The sequence below is a fragment of the Pseudomonas sp. DR 5-09 genome (assembly GCF_001655595.1).
In the GTDB taxonomy this organism is placed as follows: domain Bacteria; phylum Pseudomonadota; class Gammaproteobacteria; order Pseudomonadales; family Pseudomonadaceae; genus Aquipseudomonas; species Aquipseudomonas pharyngis.
The window spans coordinates 5529322-5543246 of the sequence record NZ_CP011566.1; the positions used below are offsets into that span (position 1 = coordinate 5529322).

15 protein-coding genes are annotated in these 13925 nt (G+C 59.8%); 7 read left to right on the top strand and 8 right to left on the bottom strand.

All coding sequences use genetic code 11. The features are described 5' to 3' along the window. Positions 1 to 225 precede the first annotated feature (225 nt). The gene (gene mscL, locus PDR5_RS24855; protein ID WP_064599563.1) at positions 226 to 639 is read left to right on the top strand and encodes a large-conductance mechanosensitive channel protein MscL; all 414 of its coding nucleotides are present in this window, start codon (positions 226 to 228) and stop codon (positions 637 to 639) included. Positions 640 to 671: 32 nt separating this feature from the next. Here mscL and PDR5_RS24860 read toward each other — a convergent pair whose 3' ends face one another. Next, positions 672 to 1448, bottom strand: a complete 777-nt coding sequence (locus tag PDR5_RS24860) for a ferredoxin--NADP reductase (RefSeq protein ID WP_064599565.1) — start codon at positions 1446 to 1448, stop codon at positions 672 to 674. A gap of 306 nt (positions 1449 to 1754) precedes the next feature. Here PDR5_RS24860 and PDR5_RS24865 point away from each other — a divergent pair, with 306 nt between their 5' ends. Continuing rightward, positions 1755 to 2477, top strand: coding sequence for a LuxR C-terminal-related transcriptional regulator (locus PDR5_RS24865; RefSeq protein ID WP_064599567.1), 723 nt, complete (start codon positions 1755 to 1757; stop codon positions 2475 to 2477). Positions 2478 to 2628: 151 nt separating this feature from the next. Further along, the gene (locus PDR5_RS24870; RefSeq protein ID WP_064599569.1) at positions 2629 to 3753 is read left to right on the top strand and encodes a methyltransferase; all 1125 of its coding nucleotides are present in this window, start codon (positions 2629 to 2631) and stop codon (positions 3751 to 3753) included. 68 nt (positions 3754 to 3821) lie between these two features. On the opposite strand, the gene PDR5_RS24875 is transcribed toward PDR5_RS24870, so the two are convergent. From PDR5_RS24875 to PDR5_RS24885, 3 genes are read right to left on the bottom strand one after another with little or no spacing between them, the layout of a single operon-like run. Then, positions 3822 to 3989 (bottom strand): DUF2474 domain-containing protein, encoded by a 168-nt coding sequence (locus PDR5_RS24875; protein WP_007950992.1) that lies wholly within the window; start codon positions 3987 to 3989, stop codon positions 3822 to 3824. A 57-nt stretch (positions 3990 to 4046) separates the two neighbouring features. Beyond that, entirely contained in the window at positions 4047 to 5054 is a 1008-nt protein-coding gene (cydB, locus tag PDR5_RS24880) for a cytochrome d ubiquinol oxidase subunit II (RefSeq protein ID WP_064599572.1), read from the bottom strand. 3 nt (positions 5055 to 5057) lie between these two features. Further along, the gene (locus PDR5_RS24885; protein WP_064599574.1) at positions 5058 to 6494 is read right to left on the bottom strand and encodes a cytochrome ubiquinol oxidase subunit I; all 1437 of its coding nucleotides are present in this window, start codon (positions 6492 to 6494) and stop codon (positions 5058 to 5060) included. Between the two features lie 400 nt (positions 6495 to 6894). Here PDR5_RS24885 and PDR5_RS24890 point away from each other — a divergent pair, with 400 nt between their 5' ends. Continuing rightward, a complete protein-coding gene (locus tag PDR5_RS24890) occupies positions 6895 to 8133 on the top strand; it encodes an MFS transporter (protein WP_064599575.1) in 1239 nt (412 codons plus the stop codon). Positions 8134 to 8138: 5 nt separating this feature from the next. Here the strand turns inward: PDR5_RS24890 and PDR5_RS24895 are convergent, their stop codons facing one another. Together PDR5_RS24895 and PDR5_RS24900 are read right to left on the bottom strand one after the other, a co-directional pair. Beyond that, positions 8139 to 8690, bottom strand: a complete 552-nt coding sequence (locus PDR5_RS24895) for a DJ-1 family glyoxalase III (protein WP_064600953.1) — start codon at positions 8688 to 8690, stop codon at positions 8139 to 8141. 67 nt (positions 8691 to 8757) lie between these two features. Continuing rightward, positions 8758 to 9207 (bottom strand): DUF4879 domain-containing protein, encoded by a 450-nt coding sequence (locus tag PDR5_RS24900; RefSeq protein WP_064599581.1) that lies wholly within the window; start codon positions 9205 to 9207, stop codon positions 8758 to 8760. A gap of 220 nt (positions 9208 to 9427) precedes the next feature. On the opposite strand from PDR5_RS24900, the gene PDR5_RS24905 reads away from it, so the two are divergent. Together PDR5_RS24905 and trmA are read left to right on the top strand one after the other, a co-directional pair. Continuing rightward, positions 9428 to 10723 carry an NCS2 family permease gene (locus PDR5_RS24905; RefSeq protein WP_064599583.1) on the top strand — a complete coding sequence of 432 codons (1296 nt, stop codon included), beginning with the start codon at positions 9428 to 9430 and terminating at the stop codon, positions 10721 to 10723. After that, complete coding sequence (trmA, locus tag PDR5_RS24910) at positions 10720 to 11799, top strand: tRNA (uridine(54)-C5)-methyltransferase TrmA (RefSeq protein ID WP_064599586.1); 1080 nt, start codon at positions 10720 to 10722, stop codon at positions 11797 to 11799. Before PDR5_RS24905 ends, trmA begins: the two co-directional genes overlap by 4 nt. Positions 11800 to 11854: 55 nt before the next feature. Here trmA and PDR5_RS24915 read toward each other — a convergent pair whose 3' ends face one another. Both PDR5_RS24915 and PDR5_RS24920 read right to left on the bottom strand, forming a co-directional pair. Beyond that, the gene (locus PDR5_RS24915; protein WP_064599588.1) at positions 11855 to 12301 is read right to left on the bottom strand and encodes a hypothetical protein; all 447 of its coding nucleotides are present in this window, start codon (positions 12299 to 12301) and stop codon (positions 11855 to 11857) included. Further along, entirely contained in the window at positions 12298 to 12726 is a 429-nt protein-coding gene (locus PDR5_RS24920) for a hypothetical protein (protein ID WP_039771768.1), read from the bottom strand. The genes PDR5_RS24915 and PDR5_RS24920 overlap by 4 nt, the downstream gene beginning before the upstream one ends. Positions 12727 to 12930: 204 nt before the next feature. Between PDR5_RS24920 and PDR5_RS24925 the strand changes: the two genes are divergently transcribed. Next, positions 12931 to 13842 carry a LysR family transcriptional regulator gene (locus PDR5_RS24925; RefSeq protein ID WP_064599590.1) on the top strand — a complete coding sequence of 304 codons (912 nt, stop codon included), beginning with the start codon at positions 12931 to 12933 and terminating at the stop codon, positions 13840 to 13842. Positions 13843 to 13925: the final 83 nt, after the last annotated feature.

A 13925-nucleotide genomic window follows, 5' to 3' on the forward strand; every position in this document is an offset into this window, starting at 1 on the left:
AGCTTGCCAAACATAAATAGAAAGTTCGTAACGCGACGATTGAGCATTTTTTCTTGAAGATCAGCACGTTGCAGCGTATTTCGCGCGCGATTAGTGGCACTTTGCAAACTAATTGCGAAATGGTGTGTCGATAAAAGCGGGCTTTGTAAGAAGGTGTTTCGCGCAGGACGCGTTATGCTGATTTACACTGCGTACACCAAACTCATCTGTAACAAGGAAATAACTATGGGCGTGCTCAGCGAGTTCAAGGCCTTCGCGGTCAAAGGCAATGTGGTCGACATGGCCGTCGGTATCATCATCGGCGCGGCCTTCGGCAAGATTGTTTCGTCATTTGTCGGCGACGTGATCATGCCGCCAATCGGCCTGCTGATCGGTGGGGTGGATTTCAGTGACCTGGCGATCACCCTCAAGGCTGCCCAGGGCGATGCCCCCGCCGTGATGCTGGCGTATGGCAAGTTCATCCAGAGTGTTCTGGACTTCGTGATCGTCGCCTTTGCGATTTTCATGGGTGTCAAAGCCATCAATCGCCTGAAGCGTGAAGAAGCCGTGGCTCCTTCCTTGCCACCGGTGCCGACCAAGGAAGAAGAACTGCTGGGCGAGATTCGCGATCTGCTCAAGGCCCGGAACAACCAGCCTTGAAGACTGAAACGGCGTCTTAGGGCGCCGTTTCCTTACCAGTAGTTTTCCACTGCCACCTGCCCCGGTCGCCGGGTCAGGCTCAAGGCCATACCGCGTTGCTTGAGCAAGGCCCGGGTGTCATCGATCATCTGCGGATTGCCGCAGAGCATCACCCGGGAATGCGCCGGCGTCAGCTCCACACCGGCCATCTTTTCCAGTTCGCCATTTTCGATCAGCGTAGTGATGCGTCCGTTGAGGGCGCCGGCATACGGCTCACGCGTGACCACCGGAATAAACTGGAACTTGTGGGCGTATTCCGCGAGGTAGTCGCGCTGTGTCAGTTCCGCGATCAGCTGTTGATAAGCCAGCTCCCGAGACTCTCGCACGCTGTAGACCAGGATGATTCGCTCAAACTTCTCCCAGACCTCGAAGTCCTGCAGGATCGACAGAAAGGGCGCCACACCCGTGCCTGTGGATAACAGCCAGAGATCACGACCATCAATGAATCGATCCAGCGTCAGATAGCCAAAGGCCTGGCGCTCGATCAGCAAGCTGTCCCCCACCTTCAGGCGGCTCAGTTCGCTGGTGAACTCGCCCCCCGGCACCACAATGGAAAAGAACTCGAGAAATTCGTCGAACGGCGAAGACACCATCGAGTAGGCGCGCCACACCGTGCTGCCATCCTCACGGGTCACGCCAATCCGGGCGAATTGTCCGGCTCGGAAGCGAAAACCGGCATCCCGTGTGGTACGCAGGGTGAACAGACTGGGGGTCAGCGACTGTACATCGAGCAATGTCTGGCGGCTGAATTTTTCGCTGCTGGCGGTCATTGGGTCACTCCATCAACAAATGAATGAATTGTTACGCATTAATCCTCATTGGAACACCGACGGTTTGTAATGCTATTTCAATGTGCCATCACCCTGAGAAGGAGTAGTAGATAACATTCAAGCGATGCAATTCTTTAAATGATCCTCCGCATATAAATCGTCATCTGATATTCCCATTACAAGCATCGCTCAAGAGCAAAACAATCCAACAGACTTGTGGGAATCCTCCTACACTTCCATCCGTGTCGGCGCCTTGGATCCAATCCAGCATTCTCACGAAATAGGAAGAGATGGAGAACTCTCGAAATGGAAAGGTGGAAGGAGTATCAAATAGAACAGCTTACGCGCGCGAAGAATATTGAAAACGCATTCCCGATCTTGAAAAATTTTGCCAACAACATCGGTTTTCAATTCTGCGGCATTACAATCTCGCGGCCTGACTCCCAGTCATTCAAACCGTTTTATATCAATAACTTCACAGAGGCGTGGAACGACGAATACGAAAAACAGTGCTGTGAAAGCGACCCGATTGCGGCTTTTTGCCATCAATCAATGTTGCCGTTTCTCTGGACCAGGAAAGCATTTTCCAAGACACCGAAAATGTGGAGTGCACTTCAGAACCACGGGATGGAACATGGCTGGTCACAGTCGTATCTCGACGAAGAGAACGACCTGTGCTGCACAATCAGTCTGGCGCGAACCTACTGCGAAATCTCTGCATTGGAGCTCTACGAACAATACGGTGTGATGCACTTCATCACGCAGCATTTGAGTGAAATGATCGTTCGCGCCCTCCCGCCAGCACAGGCCAAATCACCGCCCGTACGATTGTCTACCCGAGAGCTCGAAATCGTGAGGCTGTGCGCCTTGGGCAAGACCGCCTGGGAAATCGGTCAGATTCTGAATGTGGCCGAACGGACCGTGCACTATCACATCAAAAACCTGATTGTTAAGTTCAACGCCTGCAACAAGATGTCAGCCGTCATCGCCGCCACCAGGGCCGGGTTCATTCCCAATCACCCTTGCTGAAATCAGACGAGTATTGCCAATAAAAAAAACGTACCATTTGCAACCTTCCTGAGTGATGACGCGATCTTTTGCGCCGCTGTCCACTCGGACGGTTCCGCCGCACTACTCCTGGGCCGCGGGACACCCGTCGATTACCCAGAGTCCCCGCCCCATGCCTTTGCTCGATACGCCCTTCGCCCAGCTCGATCTGATCCGCCAGCCCGAACAGCAGAAGGAACCGCTGCAAGCCTTCGACGCAGCCGATGAATACCTGCTCAATCATCTGGCCGAACAGAATCTGCCGGCGGATACCCGAGTATTGGTGCTCAACGACAGTTTCGGCGCGCTGGCCATCAGCCTCTCGGGCAAACTGCAGGTCAGCACCAGCGGTGATTCATTCCTGGCGTTTCAGGGGCTGGAAAAAAACCTGCTGCGCAACAGCAAGGCGTTCGATGCTGTGCGCGGTATTCCCGCCAGCGCGCCATTGGTCGGGCCGTTCGACCGGGTGCTGATTCGCGTCCCGAAAACTCTGGCGCTGCTGGAAGAACAACTGATTCGCCTGCAAGGCCAATTGGCACCGGGCGCTCAGGTAGTGGCAGCGGCGATGGTCAAGCATTTGCCGCGTGCCGCCGGTGATCTGCTGGAACGCTACATCGGGCCGGTTCAGGCTTCGCTGGCAGTGAAGAAGGCCCGACTGCTGATCGCCACGCCCGAGCCCAAGACACCGGCCGTCTCGCCCTACCCGACCCGCTATCACCTCGACGAGCCGGCCATCGAACTGCTCAACCACGCCAACGTGTTCTGCCGCGAAGGGCTGGACATCGGCACCCGTGCCTTCCTTGCGCACCTGCCGAAAAACCTCGGCTCGGCACGAGTCGCCGACCTCGGCTGCGGTAACGGCGTACTGGCCATCGCCAGCGCCCTGCAAAATCCTGAAGCGCATTACACGCTGGTGGACGAATCGTTCATGGCCGTGCAATCGGCAGCCGAGAACTGGCGCGCGGCGTTCGGTGAACGTGACGTGATCGTACGCGCCGGCGACGGTCTGGCCGGTCAGGAAGCGCAATCGCTGGACGTAGTCCTGTGCAACCCGCCGTTCCACCAGCAACAGGTGGTCGGCGACTTCCTCGCCTGGCGCATGTTCCAGCAGGCCCGCGAAGCGCTGGTGGTCGGTGGCGCGCTGTACATCGTCGGCAACCGTCACCTGAGTTATCACAGCAAACTGGCGCGACTGTTCCGGGGTGTCGAGCAAGTCGCCGCGACTCCGAAATTCGTGATCCTCAAGGCGCGCAAATAATCCGGGCAAAAAAACCCTCCGGTCGGAGGGTCAAAAATCCGTGCCGCAAGGCAGCGGGATGGGAAGTCTCAGTGCGTGGTCAGACCTGCGGCGTTCATGAACATGCGCATCAGGCTGGCGACGATGAACAGAGCACCGACGCTGCCGACCCAGATCATGGCCAACCAGCCGAGCCGCTGCCACAGCGGCTTTTTTTCGGCTTCTTCAATATCGTGCAGGGAATGTTTGCCGGTCATGCTTGCATCCTCCGGTTGCGGGAGATGGCGCCGCGCTCGGCGCCATCGTGATCACCATTAGTGATAACCGTCTTCGTGGGTGACCTTGCCGCGGAACACGTAATAGCTCCAGAAGGTGTAACCCAGGATGAACGGGATGATGAACAGCGTGCCCACCAGCATGAAGCCCTGGCTTTGCGGCGGCGCGGCGGCGTCCCAGATCGAGATCGACGGCGGCACGATGTTCGGCCACAGGCTGATGCCCAGACCGCTGTAGCCGAGGAAGATCAGCACCAGGGTCAGCAGGAACGGCATGTAGTTGGCGTTTCGCGCCACCGCACGGATCAGTGCGTACAGCGTCACCAACACCAGAATCGGCACCGGCAGGAACCAGAACAGATTGGGCAGGCTGAACCAGCGCTCGGCGATTTCCGGGTGAGAGAGCGGCGTCCACAGGCTGACGATGCCGATCACCGCCAGCAACACGAAGGCCAGCGGGCGCGCCAGGTCGTGCATCTGCTCCTGAAGCTTGCCTTCGGTCTTCATGATCAGCCAGGTGCAACCGAGCAGCGCATACGCCACAACAAGCGCGGCGCCGCAGAACAGCGTGAACGGCGTCAGCCAGTCCAGTGAACCGCCGGCATATTGCCGGTTGACCACGGGCAAGCCGTCGATGAACGCACCGAGCGCCACGCCCTGGAAGAATGTCGCGGCAATCGAACCACCGATGAACGCCTTGTCCCACAGGTGACGCTTGTCATCCTTGGCCTTGAAGCGGAACTCGAACGCCACGCCGCGAAAAATCAGCCCGATCAGCATGAAGATCAGCGGCAGGTACAGCGCCGACAACACCACCGAATAAGCCAGCGGGAACGCACCGAACAACGCAGCGCCGCCCAGTACAAGCCAGGTTTCATTGCCGTCCCACACCGGGGCAACGGTGTTCATCATCACGTCGCGGTCGGTCTTGCCGGGGATGAACGGAAAGAGAATCCCGATCCCAAGGTCGAAACCGTCCATGACCACGTACATCATGATGCCGAAGATGATGATCACGGCCCAGATCAGCGGAAGATCAATACCCATGACTCAAATCTCCTTGGTCAGGCTGCGGTCGTGTTCGGCACCATCGTCGTCGGCAGCGGACAACGGACGGGCCGGCGTACGTTTCTGGCCAGGACCACCTTCGTTGGTTTCCTTGCCTTCGTCGGTCTTCGGTCCTTTGCGCACCAGGCGCATCATGTAGCCCAGACCCGCACCGAACAGCGCGAAGTACACCACCACGAACATGATCAGCGTGATGCTCATCTGCATGAAACTGTGGTTGGACGACGCATCCGCCGTGCGCATCAGCCCGTAGACCACCCATGGCTGACGACCGATTTCAGTGGTGAACCAGCCCGCCAGGATCGCGATCAGGCCGGATGGCCCCATCCACAGCGCCAGGTACAGGAACGGCCGCGAGGTGTAGAGCGTGTCGCGCTTGCGCAGCCAAAGGCTCCAGAGGCCGGTGAAGATCATCAGGAAGCCGAGGCCGACCATGATCCGGAACGACCAGAACACAATGGTCGAATTCGGCCGGTCTTCTGGCGGGAATTCCTTGAGCGCCGGGACTTGCTTGTCCAGCGAGTGGGTCAGGATCAGGCTGCCGAGGTACGGGATCTCGACGGCGTACTTGGTTTTCTCTTCCTTCATGTCCGGCCAGCCGAACAGGATCAGCGGCGTCGCTTCGTTGCCGACGTTTTCCCAGTGACCTTCGATCGCGGCGATCTTCGCCGGTTGGTGTTCAAGGGTATTGAGGCCATGGAAGTCGCCGATGACTGCCTGGATCGGCGCAACGATCAGCGCCATCCACATCGCCATCGACAGCATGGTGCGGATCGCCGGGTTGTCCTTGCCGCGCAGCAAGTGCCAGGCTGCCGACGAGCCGACGAAGAAAGCCGTCGCGACGAACGCCGCCGTCGCCATGTGCATCAGGCGATAGGGGAATGACGGGTTGAAGATGATTGCCAGCCAGTCGGTTGGAATGACCTGACCGTTGACGATCTCGAAGCCCTGCGGAGTCTGCATCCAACTGTTGGAGGCGAGAATCCAGAACGTGGAAATCAGCGTGCCGATGGCCACCATCACCGTGGAGAAAAAGTGCAGGCCGCGCCCGACCTTGTTCCAGCCGAACAGCATCACCCCGAGGAAACCGGCTTCGAGGAAGAACGCCGTGAGCACTTCGTAGGTCAGCAAGGGCCCGGTGACGGAACCGGCGAAGTCCGAGAAGCGGCTCCAGTTGGTGCCGAACTGGTAGGCCATGACCAGCCCCGAGACCACGCCCATGCCGAAGTTCACGGCAAAGATCTTCGACCAGAAATGGTAGAGGTCACGGTAAGTGTCATTGCCGGTTTTCAGCCACAGGCCTTCCAGCACCGCGAGATAGCTCGCAAGACCGATGGTGATCGCCGGGAACAGGATGTGGAACGAGATGGTGAACGCGAACTGAATTCGGGCGAGATCCAGGGCCTCTAAACCGAACATAAGCTTTCCTCTATCAGATAACGGTTCCAGGACTGGCGGCCTTGAACCACTGCCCCCACGGGTATGGAGTGCGGCGAACTCGAATTCGTTCTTCTTTTTACAGGCATCGCGACGCAGGGAGTCTGCCGACGGGTCCCGGATCAGTTCCGCGATGGGTCTTGATCTGGATCAATCAACGTTGAAAGAGTAGTCCCATTTCCGACGGAGAACCGCGTGGTCTTTTGCCGCGTGACAAGTTGCCTCACAGACCTGGCAACGCCCTGAAATACATCCGAGGCCGGGGTTCGCGCCACGGCGGGGAAAAATCGATGTCTGGCTAACTAAATTTTCTGTCATAGCAACTTCCCGTTACAGACTGGTGATAATCTCGCGGTTCCCCTCGATCAAGACCGGCCCGCAAATGCCCAGCCAAGAGCCCTTGCTGTTACGTCACCACCGTCCCTTTGTTGCGTTCTGGTTTGCCCGGATCTTCACCGCCAGCGGTTTTCAGATGCTCACCGTGGCGATCGGCTGGAACCTCTATCAACTGACCGGCAATGTGCTCGACCTGGGTTTGGTCGGGTTGGTGGAATTCGCGCCACGCGTATTGTTCATGTTGCACACCGGCCACGTTGCCGATCGCTACGACCGGCGCAAGGTCGCGGCGATCTGCCAGTCGCTGCAGGCCCTGATCGCCCTGGCACTGGCCATCGGCAGCGCCACTGACCATGTCACCCGGGAAATGATCTTTATCCTGGCGTTCCTGCTGGGCGCCGCACGCTCCTTCGAAATGCCGACCACCCAGGCGCTGCTGCCGAGCATCGTGCCCAGCGCGCTGTTTCCACGGGCGGTTGCCGCTGCGCAATCGGCGCAGCAATCGGCCACGATCGTCGCCCCGGCGCTCGGCGGTCTTCTTTATGCCTTCGGCAGCGTGTGGGTCTATGGCCCGACGGTCATTCTGTATGTCATCGCCTGCACGCTGATGCTCAACCTGCCGGCCCGGCAAACCCCGCTGAACAAAGGCAAGGCGACGCTGGACTCGTTGCTGGCGGGGATTCGCTTTATCCGCAGCCGCCCGGACATTCTCGGGGCGATTTCGCTGGATCTGTTCGCCGTGTTGCTGGGTGGCGCCACGGCGCTGTTGCCGGTGTTTGCCAAGGACATCCTGCTGACCGGGCCGTGGGGCCTCGGGCTGCTGCGTTCGGCGCCGGCGGTCGGGGCGTTGATGATGTCGCTGTTCCTGGCGCGGTTTGCCGTTGAGCGAAACGTCGGTCGGGTGATGTTCACTGCCGTTGGCGTATTCGGTGTCGCCACCATCGCCTTCGGCCTGTCGACCTCGTTCTGGTTCTCGCTGGCAGTGCTGGTGGTGCTCGGCGCGGCGGATATGATCAGCATGGTGATCCGCGCCTCGTTCGTGCAACTGGAAACACCGGACGAAATGCGCGGCCGGGTCAGCGCGGTGAACGGCCTGTTCATCGGCGCCTCGAACCAGTTGGGCGAATTCGAATCCGGCCTCACCGCCCACTGGTTCGGCACCGTGCCGGCGGTGGTGATGGGCGGCATCGGCACGCTGGTGGTGACCGGAACCTGGATCAAACTGTTCCCGACCCTGGCCAACCGCGACCGGATGCATGTGCCGGTGGAAGAGGTGAAGGCCTGACGCTCTCAGGCCAGCAACTCCCCCGCTACCTTCAATCTGGCGGCCTTGCCCGCCAGTTGCTCGACCAGCGTCAGCGCAAATGCCAGCGCGGCGCCGGAGCCCTGGGCGGTGATGCAATTGCCGTCGACCACCACCGGTTGATCAACAAAGGTGCAACCGGAGAGGTTATGACTGCTGACGGGCAGGCAAGTCATCCGGCGTTGACGTAATACACCGAAGCTTTGCAGGGCGACGGCCGGGGCTTCGGCGATGGCGGCGAACAGGCGTCCGGCGCTGGCTTGGTCCTTGAGTAATTGTTGCAAGGGCTGATGAGCCGCCAGGTGTTGCGCGCCGACAGCGCCGCCGGGCAGGACAATCAGGTCGAAGGTCTGGGCCAGCACATCAATGAGCATGCCGTCGGCGGTCAATCGCGTGCCTCGGGCGCAGGTCAGCATGCGCCGGCCCTCGATGCTGGCCGCCACTACTTCGATGCCGGCGCGGCGCAGCACGTCGATCAGGGTCACGCATTGCAGATCATCGATGCCCTCGGCGAGGGTAATCAGGGCTCTAAAGGTCATGGGCGCCATCCGCTGGGTGATCCTTAAAGCGTAGTCAGCTTTGTCCTGCCCTGTTCGGCGACAGCCGTTACTTGATGTAAAGCTGGGTCGACATCGTGTTGCGCGGGGCGTTGATCGAGGTGTTGCTGAAGGTAAAGGTGCCTTCCTGACGAGTCGCCAGATCGAAGGTGTACAGCGAACCGACGGTCTTCGCGCCTGGCGTGCACTCGGTCAGGTTGCCGTTATCGAAAGCACAGACCGGGCTCCGGGTGCCATTCACTTCGAAACCGTCCAGCGCCGCCTGAGGCTGACTCTGGCCGTAGCCGATTTCCAACACATAGACCTTGATGCCCGGCGCGTTGTGATCGCAACGGGTCTGCACCTGACCATCGGTAATGTCTTCAAGCCCGCAGGACGCCGACTGAACCTTGATGACTTTCACCTCGCTCAATGGCGGTGCCGACGCCGCGAGTGCAGCCGGTACACCGGCCAGCAGCAAGGCCATCAGTCCAGCGGTCTTCATCCAACCCTTGTTCATGCGATCCATCCCCGAAAAAACAGCGCGCAGTATGGCGTAGTTAGTCGTGGTGCAAAACTTCGCCGACGATCGACACCAACATCCGCCATCTTCCTCACGCTGCTGGTATGATGCGCGGCTTTTTCCGGCCCACCACAATTTTCCAGGCGCTTGCGACGGTCTGTGCTTTGCTGTTGAGGTCGATACATTCACGGCGCCACGCGCGCCACGGGGAGCAGACATGCTGGAAAGGCTGTTTCAACTCAAGGCACACAACACCAACGTGCGGACCGAGATTCTCGCGGGCGTCACGACCTTCCTGGCCATGGCCTACATTCTGTTCGTCAACCCGAGCATCCTCGGCGAGACCGGCATGGACAAAGGTGCGGTGTTCGTCGCCACGTGTCTGGCAGCCGCCATCGGCTCCACGGTCATGGGCCTGATCGCCAACTACCCGATCGCCCTCGCGCCGGGCATGGGGCTGAATGCCTTCTTTACCTACACCGTCGTGCTGCACATGGGCCACACCTGGCAAGTGGCGCTGGGCGCGGTGTTCATTTCGGCCGTATGCTTCTTCCTGCTGTCGATCTTCCGCATCCGTGAATGGATCATCAACAGCATCCCGCTGCCACTGCGCTCGGCGATTGCCGCCGGTATCGGCCTGTTCCTGGCGCTGATCGCCCTGCACAACGCCGGCATTGTGGTCAGCAACCCGGCAACCATGGTCGGCCTCGGCGACCTGAAACAACCGGCTCCGATCCTCGCCACCCTCGGTTTCGCCCTGATCGTTGCCCTTGAAGCCCTGAAAGTACGCGGCGCGGTGCTGATCGGCATTCTCGCGGTGACCATCGTTTCGATCGTGATGGGCTTCACCCCGTTCGGCGGCGTGACCTCGATGCCACCTTCGCTGGCCCCGACCTTCCTGCAACTGGACATCAAGGGCGCGCTGGACATCGGTCTGGTCAGCGTGATCTTCGCTTTCCTGTTCGTCGACCTGTTCGACAACTCCGGCACCCTGATCGGCGTCGCCAAGCGCGCCGGCCTGATGGGCAAGGACGGCCACATGCCGAAAATGGGCCGTGCACTGATCGCTGACAGCACCGCGGCCATGGCCGGTTCGCTGCTGGGCACCTCGACCACCACCAGCTACATCGAATCCGCTGCGGGCGTGAGTGCCGGCGGCCGCACCGGCCTGACCGCCATCGTCGTCGCGATCCTGTTCCTGCTGGCGCTGTTCTTCTCGCCACTGGCTGCCAGCGTACCGGCGTTCGCCACCGCACCAGCGCTGCTGTTCGTCGCCGTGCTGATGACTTCCGGTCTGGCGGAAATAGACTGGGAAGACATCACCGTCGCCGCGCCGGTCGTGGTCACCGCTCTGGCGATGCCTTTCACCTATTCCATCGCCAACGGCATCGCCTTCGGCTTCATCGCCTGGACTGCGATCAAACTGCTGTCCGGCCGCGCCCGTGAGCTGAACCCGGCGCTGGTGATCCTGTCGATTCTGTTCGTGATCAAGCTGGGTTGGTTCAACGCATGACTTTTGATTCCCAGGCTTACGCCGCACAACTCGAAGACAAGGTCACGCGCCTGCGTGACCTGCTGGCCCCGTTCGATGCACCGGAGCCAACGGTGTTCGACTCGCCTTTGCAGAACTTCCGCCTGCGCGCCGAATTCCGCCTGTGGCGCGAGGCCGGCGAGCGGCATTACGCGATGTTTTCCCAGGACGACAAACGCACGCCGATCCTGATCGAAGAGTTCCCGATCGCCAGCCTGCGCATCAACCAGTTGATGCCGCAATTGAAAGCGGCCTGGCAGGCCAGCGCGGCGCTGAGCCACAAGCTGTTCCAGGTCGAGTTTCTGACCACCCTGGCCGGCGACGCGATGATCACCCTGTGCTATCACCGTCCGCTGGACGAACACTGGCACGCGGCGGCGACCCAACTGGCGACGGATCTGGGCGTCAGCATCATCGGTCGCTCCAAGGGCAAGCGCGAAGTGCTCGGCCTCGATTACGTGGTCGAGAAACTCGACGTCGGTGGTCGCACGTTTAGCTACCGCCAGCCGGAAGGCGCGTTCACCCAGCCCAACGGCACCGTGAACCAGAAGATGCTCAACTGGGCATACGAAGCACTGGGTGATCGCAGCGACGATCTGCTGGAGCTGTACTGCGGCAACGGCAACTTCACCCTGCCGCTGGCGACTCGCGTGCGCAAAGTGCTGGCCACCGAAATCAGCAAGACCTCGGTCAACGCCGCGTTGAGCAACCTGGCCGAAAACGCTGTGGATAACGTCACGCTGGTGCGCCTGTCCGCCGAAGAGCTGACTGAAGCACTGAACGAAGTTCGCCCGTTCCGTCGCCTGCACGGTATCGACCTGAAAAGCTATGAGTTCGGCAGCGTGTTCGTCGACCCGCCACGGGCCGGCATGGACCCGGACACCTGCGAGCTGACCCGTCGCTTCGACAACATCCTGTACATCTCCTGCAACCCGGAAACGCTGGCGGCAAACATCGCCCAACTGCACGACACGCACCGCATCACCCGCTGCGCGCTGTTCGACCAGTTCCCCTGGACTCACCACATGGAATCCGGCGTGCTGCTGACCCGACGTTGATCGCAAGTGCCAGAAACAAGAAAGCCGTCCTCATCGACGGCTTTTTTGTGCCTGTTCATGGCACGGGATCGATCTTGCGCGGACGCCCGCCCTTCCTGCCGTTGGCCCGTGCAGCTTCAGCTTTCGCAGTGCTGCTCTGGCGGCCATTGCGCGAAGCGATCACCGAGGCAGCCATGGCCATCAGTGGCTGACTGGCGGAGATCATCCCGGCGATGGAAACCTGCAGGTCCTTGCCGTCGTGGCACAGCGCGGTGCCAGCGAAGCCGACGTTCAATCCGCTGAAGTCTTCCGGTTCGAAATCATCGAATTCGCGGTAGAGATTCACTGGGAGCAGCACGCCGCTGTCGTCCTCGAAGTGAATCACCAGGCAGGGTTTCTGAAAGGCCACCGACACGGCTTGAAGGCTGCTGCGTCGGCGCAGCCCTCCCCGCTCAACAGCTTCATCGAGACGCTTTTCTGTTACCGGTCGATCAGCATGCAAACCGGCTTTTACTGTTTTCATAGTTCGATCTCCACACCTTCCTGAGCACCAACCAGGGCCAGCAGGGTTTTGTTTTCTTCTGGTTCGTAATACGCCGATCCGATTCTGAAGGTTGCTCCGGTGACTTCGCGCATGACGGCCACTTCGTTCGAGTCCCCGTCCCACCATTGATTATCGAGACACGCCGTCTGCAATCGAGTCCACCAGATTCGACGGGCCCGCCGCAGATGAACAGTTTCACGCAGCGATTGACGCAGCCCCTCGAGCACTGCAATCGGTGGCCGACGTGACAGGGGCACCACATCCCATAACTCCACGCCGTTGTGCCAGAAGCTGAATTTGAAACGGGCACTCCATGCACCTGAATCAACGTGCGCATGGGGCGGACAATGTTCGTCTCGCAGCATGATCACCACCGACAATCCCTTGTAACTGCACACTTTCATGCTAACCCATCCGTTAGGTTAAAGAGTTTCGAAAACTGCCATTCCCTGACAATTCCGACCATCGGCATTGCTGTCTCAAATGGTCATTACGTTTTCGAGCCTAGTGCGGGATTCAGGAAAGCCCCGCGCAAAATGGTAAGCAGTTCTTTCGCAGCGGCCACGCATTTGCTACATACGAAGACTCATTCCCCGGCGTAATCAATCATGCAGAGACACTTCGACGATCTTCAGCTGGGCAGCATCGAGCTGTTTTGCCTGGCCGCCGAGTGCGGCAGTTTCACCGGCGCGGCGCAGGCGGCTTCGGTGACGCCGGCAGCGGTGAGCCGCTCGGTATCCCGCATGGAGGAACGCCTGGGCGTGCGGCTGTTCGCGCGCACCACCCGCAGCGTGAAACTGACCGACAGCGGCCGGCGCTACTACGAAGAGTGCAGGCAGGCGCTGGCGCAACTGGTCGAGGCGCAACGGGAAGTCATGGGCCAGCAGCAGGAACCGTCCGGCACCCTGCGTATCAGTATTCCTACAACCTACGCCCATCACCGGATCCTGCCGCTGTTGCCCGCGTTTCGTGCGCGCTTCCCGCAGGTGAAGGTCGACATGCACATCAGCAACCGCAACATCGACTTCGTCGGCGAGGGTTACGACATGGCGATCCGCGTGCGGGCAATCCCCGACTCCGGCCTGATCGCCCGCCATCTGGAGGACGCAGCGCTGGTGATGGTCGCCAGCCCCGACTACCTAAAACGCGCCGGCACGCCGCAGACCCTCGAAGACCTCGAACAACACGAGTGTATTCAGTACGAATTGCCCAGCAGCGGGCGGCGGATCACTTGGCTGTTCTATGAGGAAGACGCGCCACGGGAAATCCTCGCCGAGGGCAACTTCTGCTGCTCCGATGACGTGCTCGGTGGCGTGACCCTGGCCAAACATGGCGCCGGGTTGTTCCAGACGTATCGCTTCATTGTCGAAAAAGAACTCGCCGACGGCTCGTTGGTGGAAGTGCTCCAGCCCTACAGCGGACGCTCGCGGCCATTCACTTTGCTGTACCCGCAGAATCGCCACATGCCGCTGCGCGTCAGGGCTTTCATTGATTTTCTGGTCGAGCAGTTGCCGCAGTGATTTCACCAGTGTGCGATCACCGCACACAAAACCGGACTGTCGATGCAGAGCAATTGATTAAAGTAACCATCTAGTACAATTTA

Excerpts from the sequence above, each read along its gene's own strand:
- mscL (WP_064599563.1), top strand. The coding sequence starts at position 226 with ATGGGCGTGCTCAGCGAGTTCAAGGCCTTCGCGGTCAAAGGCAATGTG.
- PDR5_RS24860 (WP_064599565.1), bottom strand. The coding sequence starts at position 1,448 with ATGACCGCCAGCAGCGAAAAATTCAGCCGCCAGACATTGCTCGATGTA.
- PDR5_RS24865 (WP_064599567.1), top strand. The coding sequence starts at position 1,755 with ATGGAAAGGTGGAAGGAGTATCAAATAGAACAGCTTACGCGCGCGAAG.
- PDR5_RS24870 (WP_064599569.1), top strand. The coding sequence starts at position 2,629 with ATGCCTTTGCTCGATACGCCCTTCGCCCAGCTCGATCTGATCCGCCAG.
- PDR5_RS24875 (WP_007950992.1), bottom strand. The coding sequence starts at position 3,989 with ATGACCGGCAAACATTCCCTGCACGATATTGAAGAAGCCGAAAAAAAG.
- cydB (WP_064599572.1), bottom strand. The coding sequence starts at position 5,054 with ATGGGTATTGATCTTCCGCTGATCTGGGCCGTGATCATCATCTTCGGC.
- PDR5_RS24885 (WP_064599574.1), bottom strand. The coding sequence starts at position 6,494 with ATGTTCGGTTTAGAGGCCCTGGATCTCGCCCGAATTCAGTTCGCGTTC.
- PDR5_RS24890 (WP_064599575.1), top strand. The coding sequence starts at position 6,895 with ATGCCCAGCCAAGAGCCCTTGCTGTTACGTCACCACCGTCCCTTTGTT.
- PDR5_RS24895 (WP_064600953.1), bottom strand. The coding sequence starts at position 8,690 with ATGACCTTTAGAGCCCTGATTACCCTCGCCGAGGGCATCGATGATCTG.
- PDR5_RS24900 (WP_064599581.1), bottom strand. The coding sequence starts at position 9,207 with ATGAACAAGGGTTGGATGAAGACCGCTGGACTGATGGCCTTGCTGCTG.
- PDR5_RS24905 (WP_064599583.1), top strand. The coding sequence starts at position 9,428 with ATGCTGGAAAGGCTGTTTCAACTCAAGGCACACAACACCAACGTGCGG.
- trmA (WP_064599586.1), top strand. The coding sequence starts at position 10,720 with ATGACTTTTGATTCCCAGGCTTACGCCGCACAACTCGAAGACAAGGTC.
- PDR5_RS24915 (WP_064599588.1), bottom strand. The coding sequence starts at position 12,301 with ATGAAAACAGTAAAAGCCGGTTTGCATGCTGATCGACCGGTAACAGAA.
- PDR5_RS24920 (WP_039771768.1), bottom strand. The coding sequence starts at position 12,726 with ATGAAAGTGTGCAGTTACAAGGGATTGTCGGTGGTGATCATGCTGCGA.
- PDR5_RS24925 (WP_064599590.1), top strand. The coding sequence starts at position 12,931 with ATGCAGAGACACTTCGACGATCTTCAGCTGGGCAGCATCGAGCTGTTT.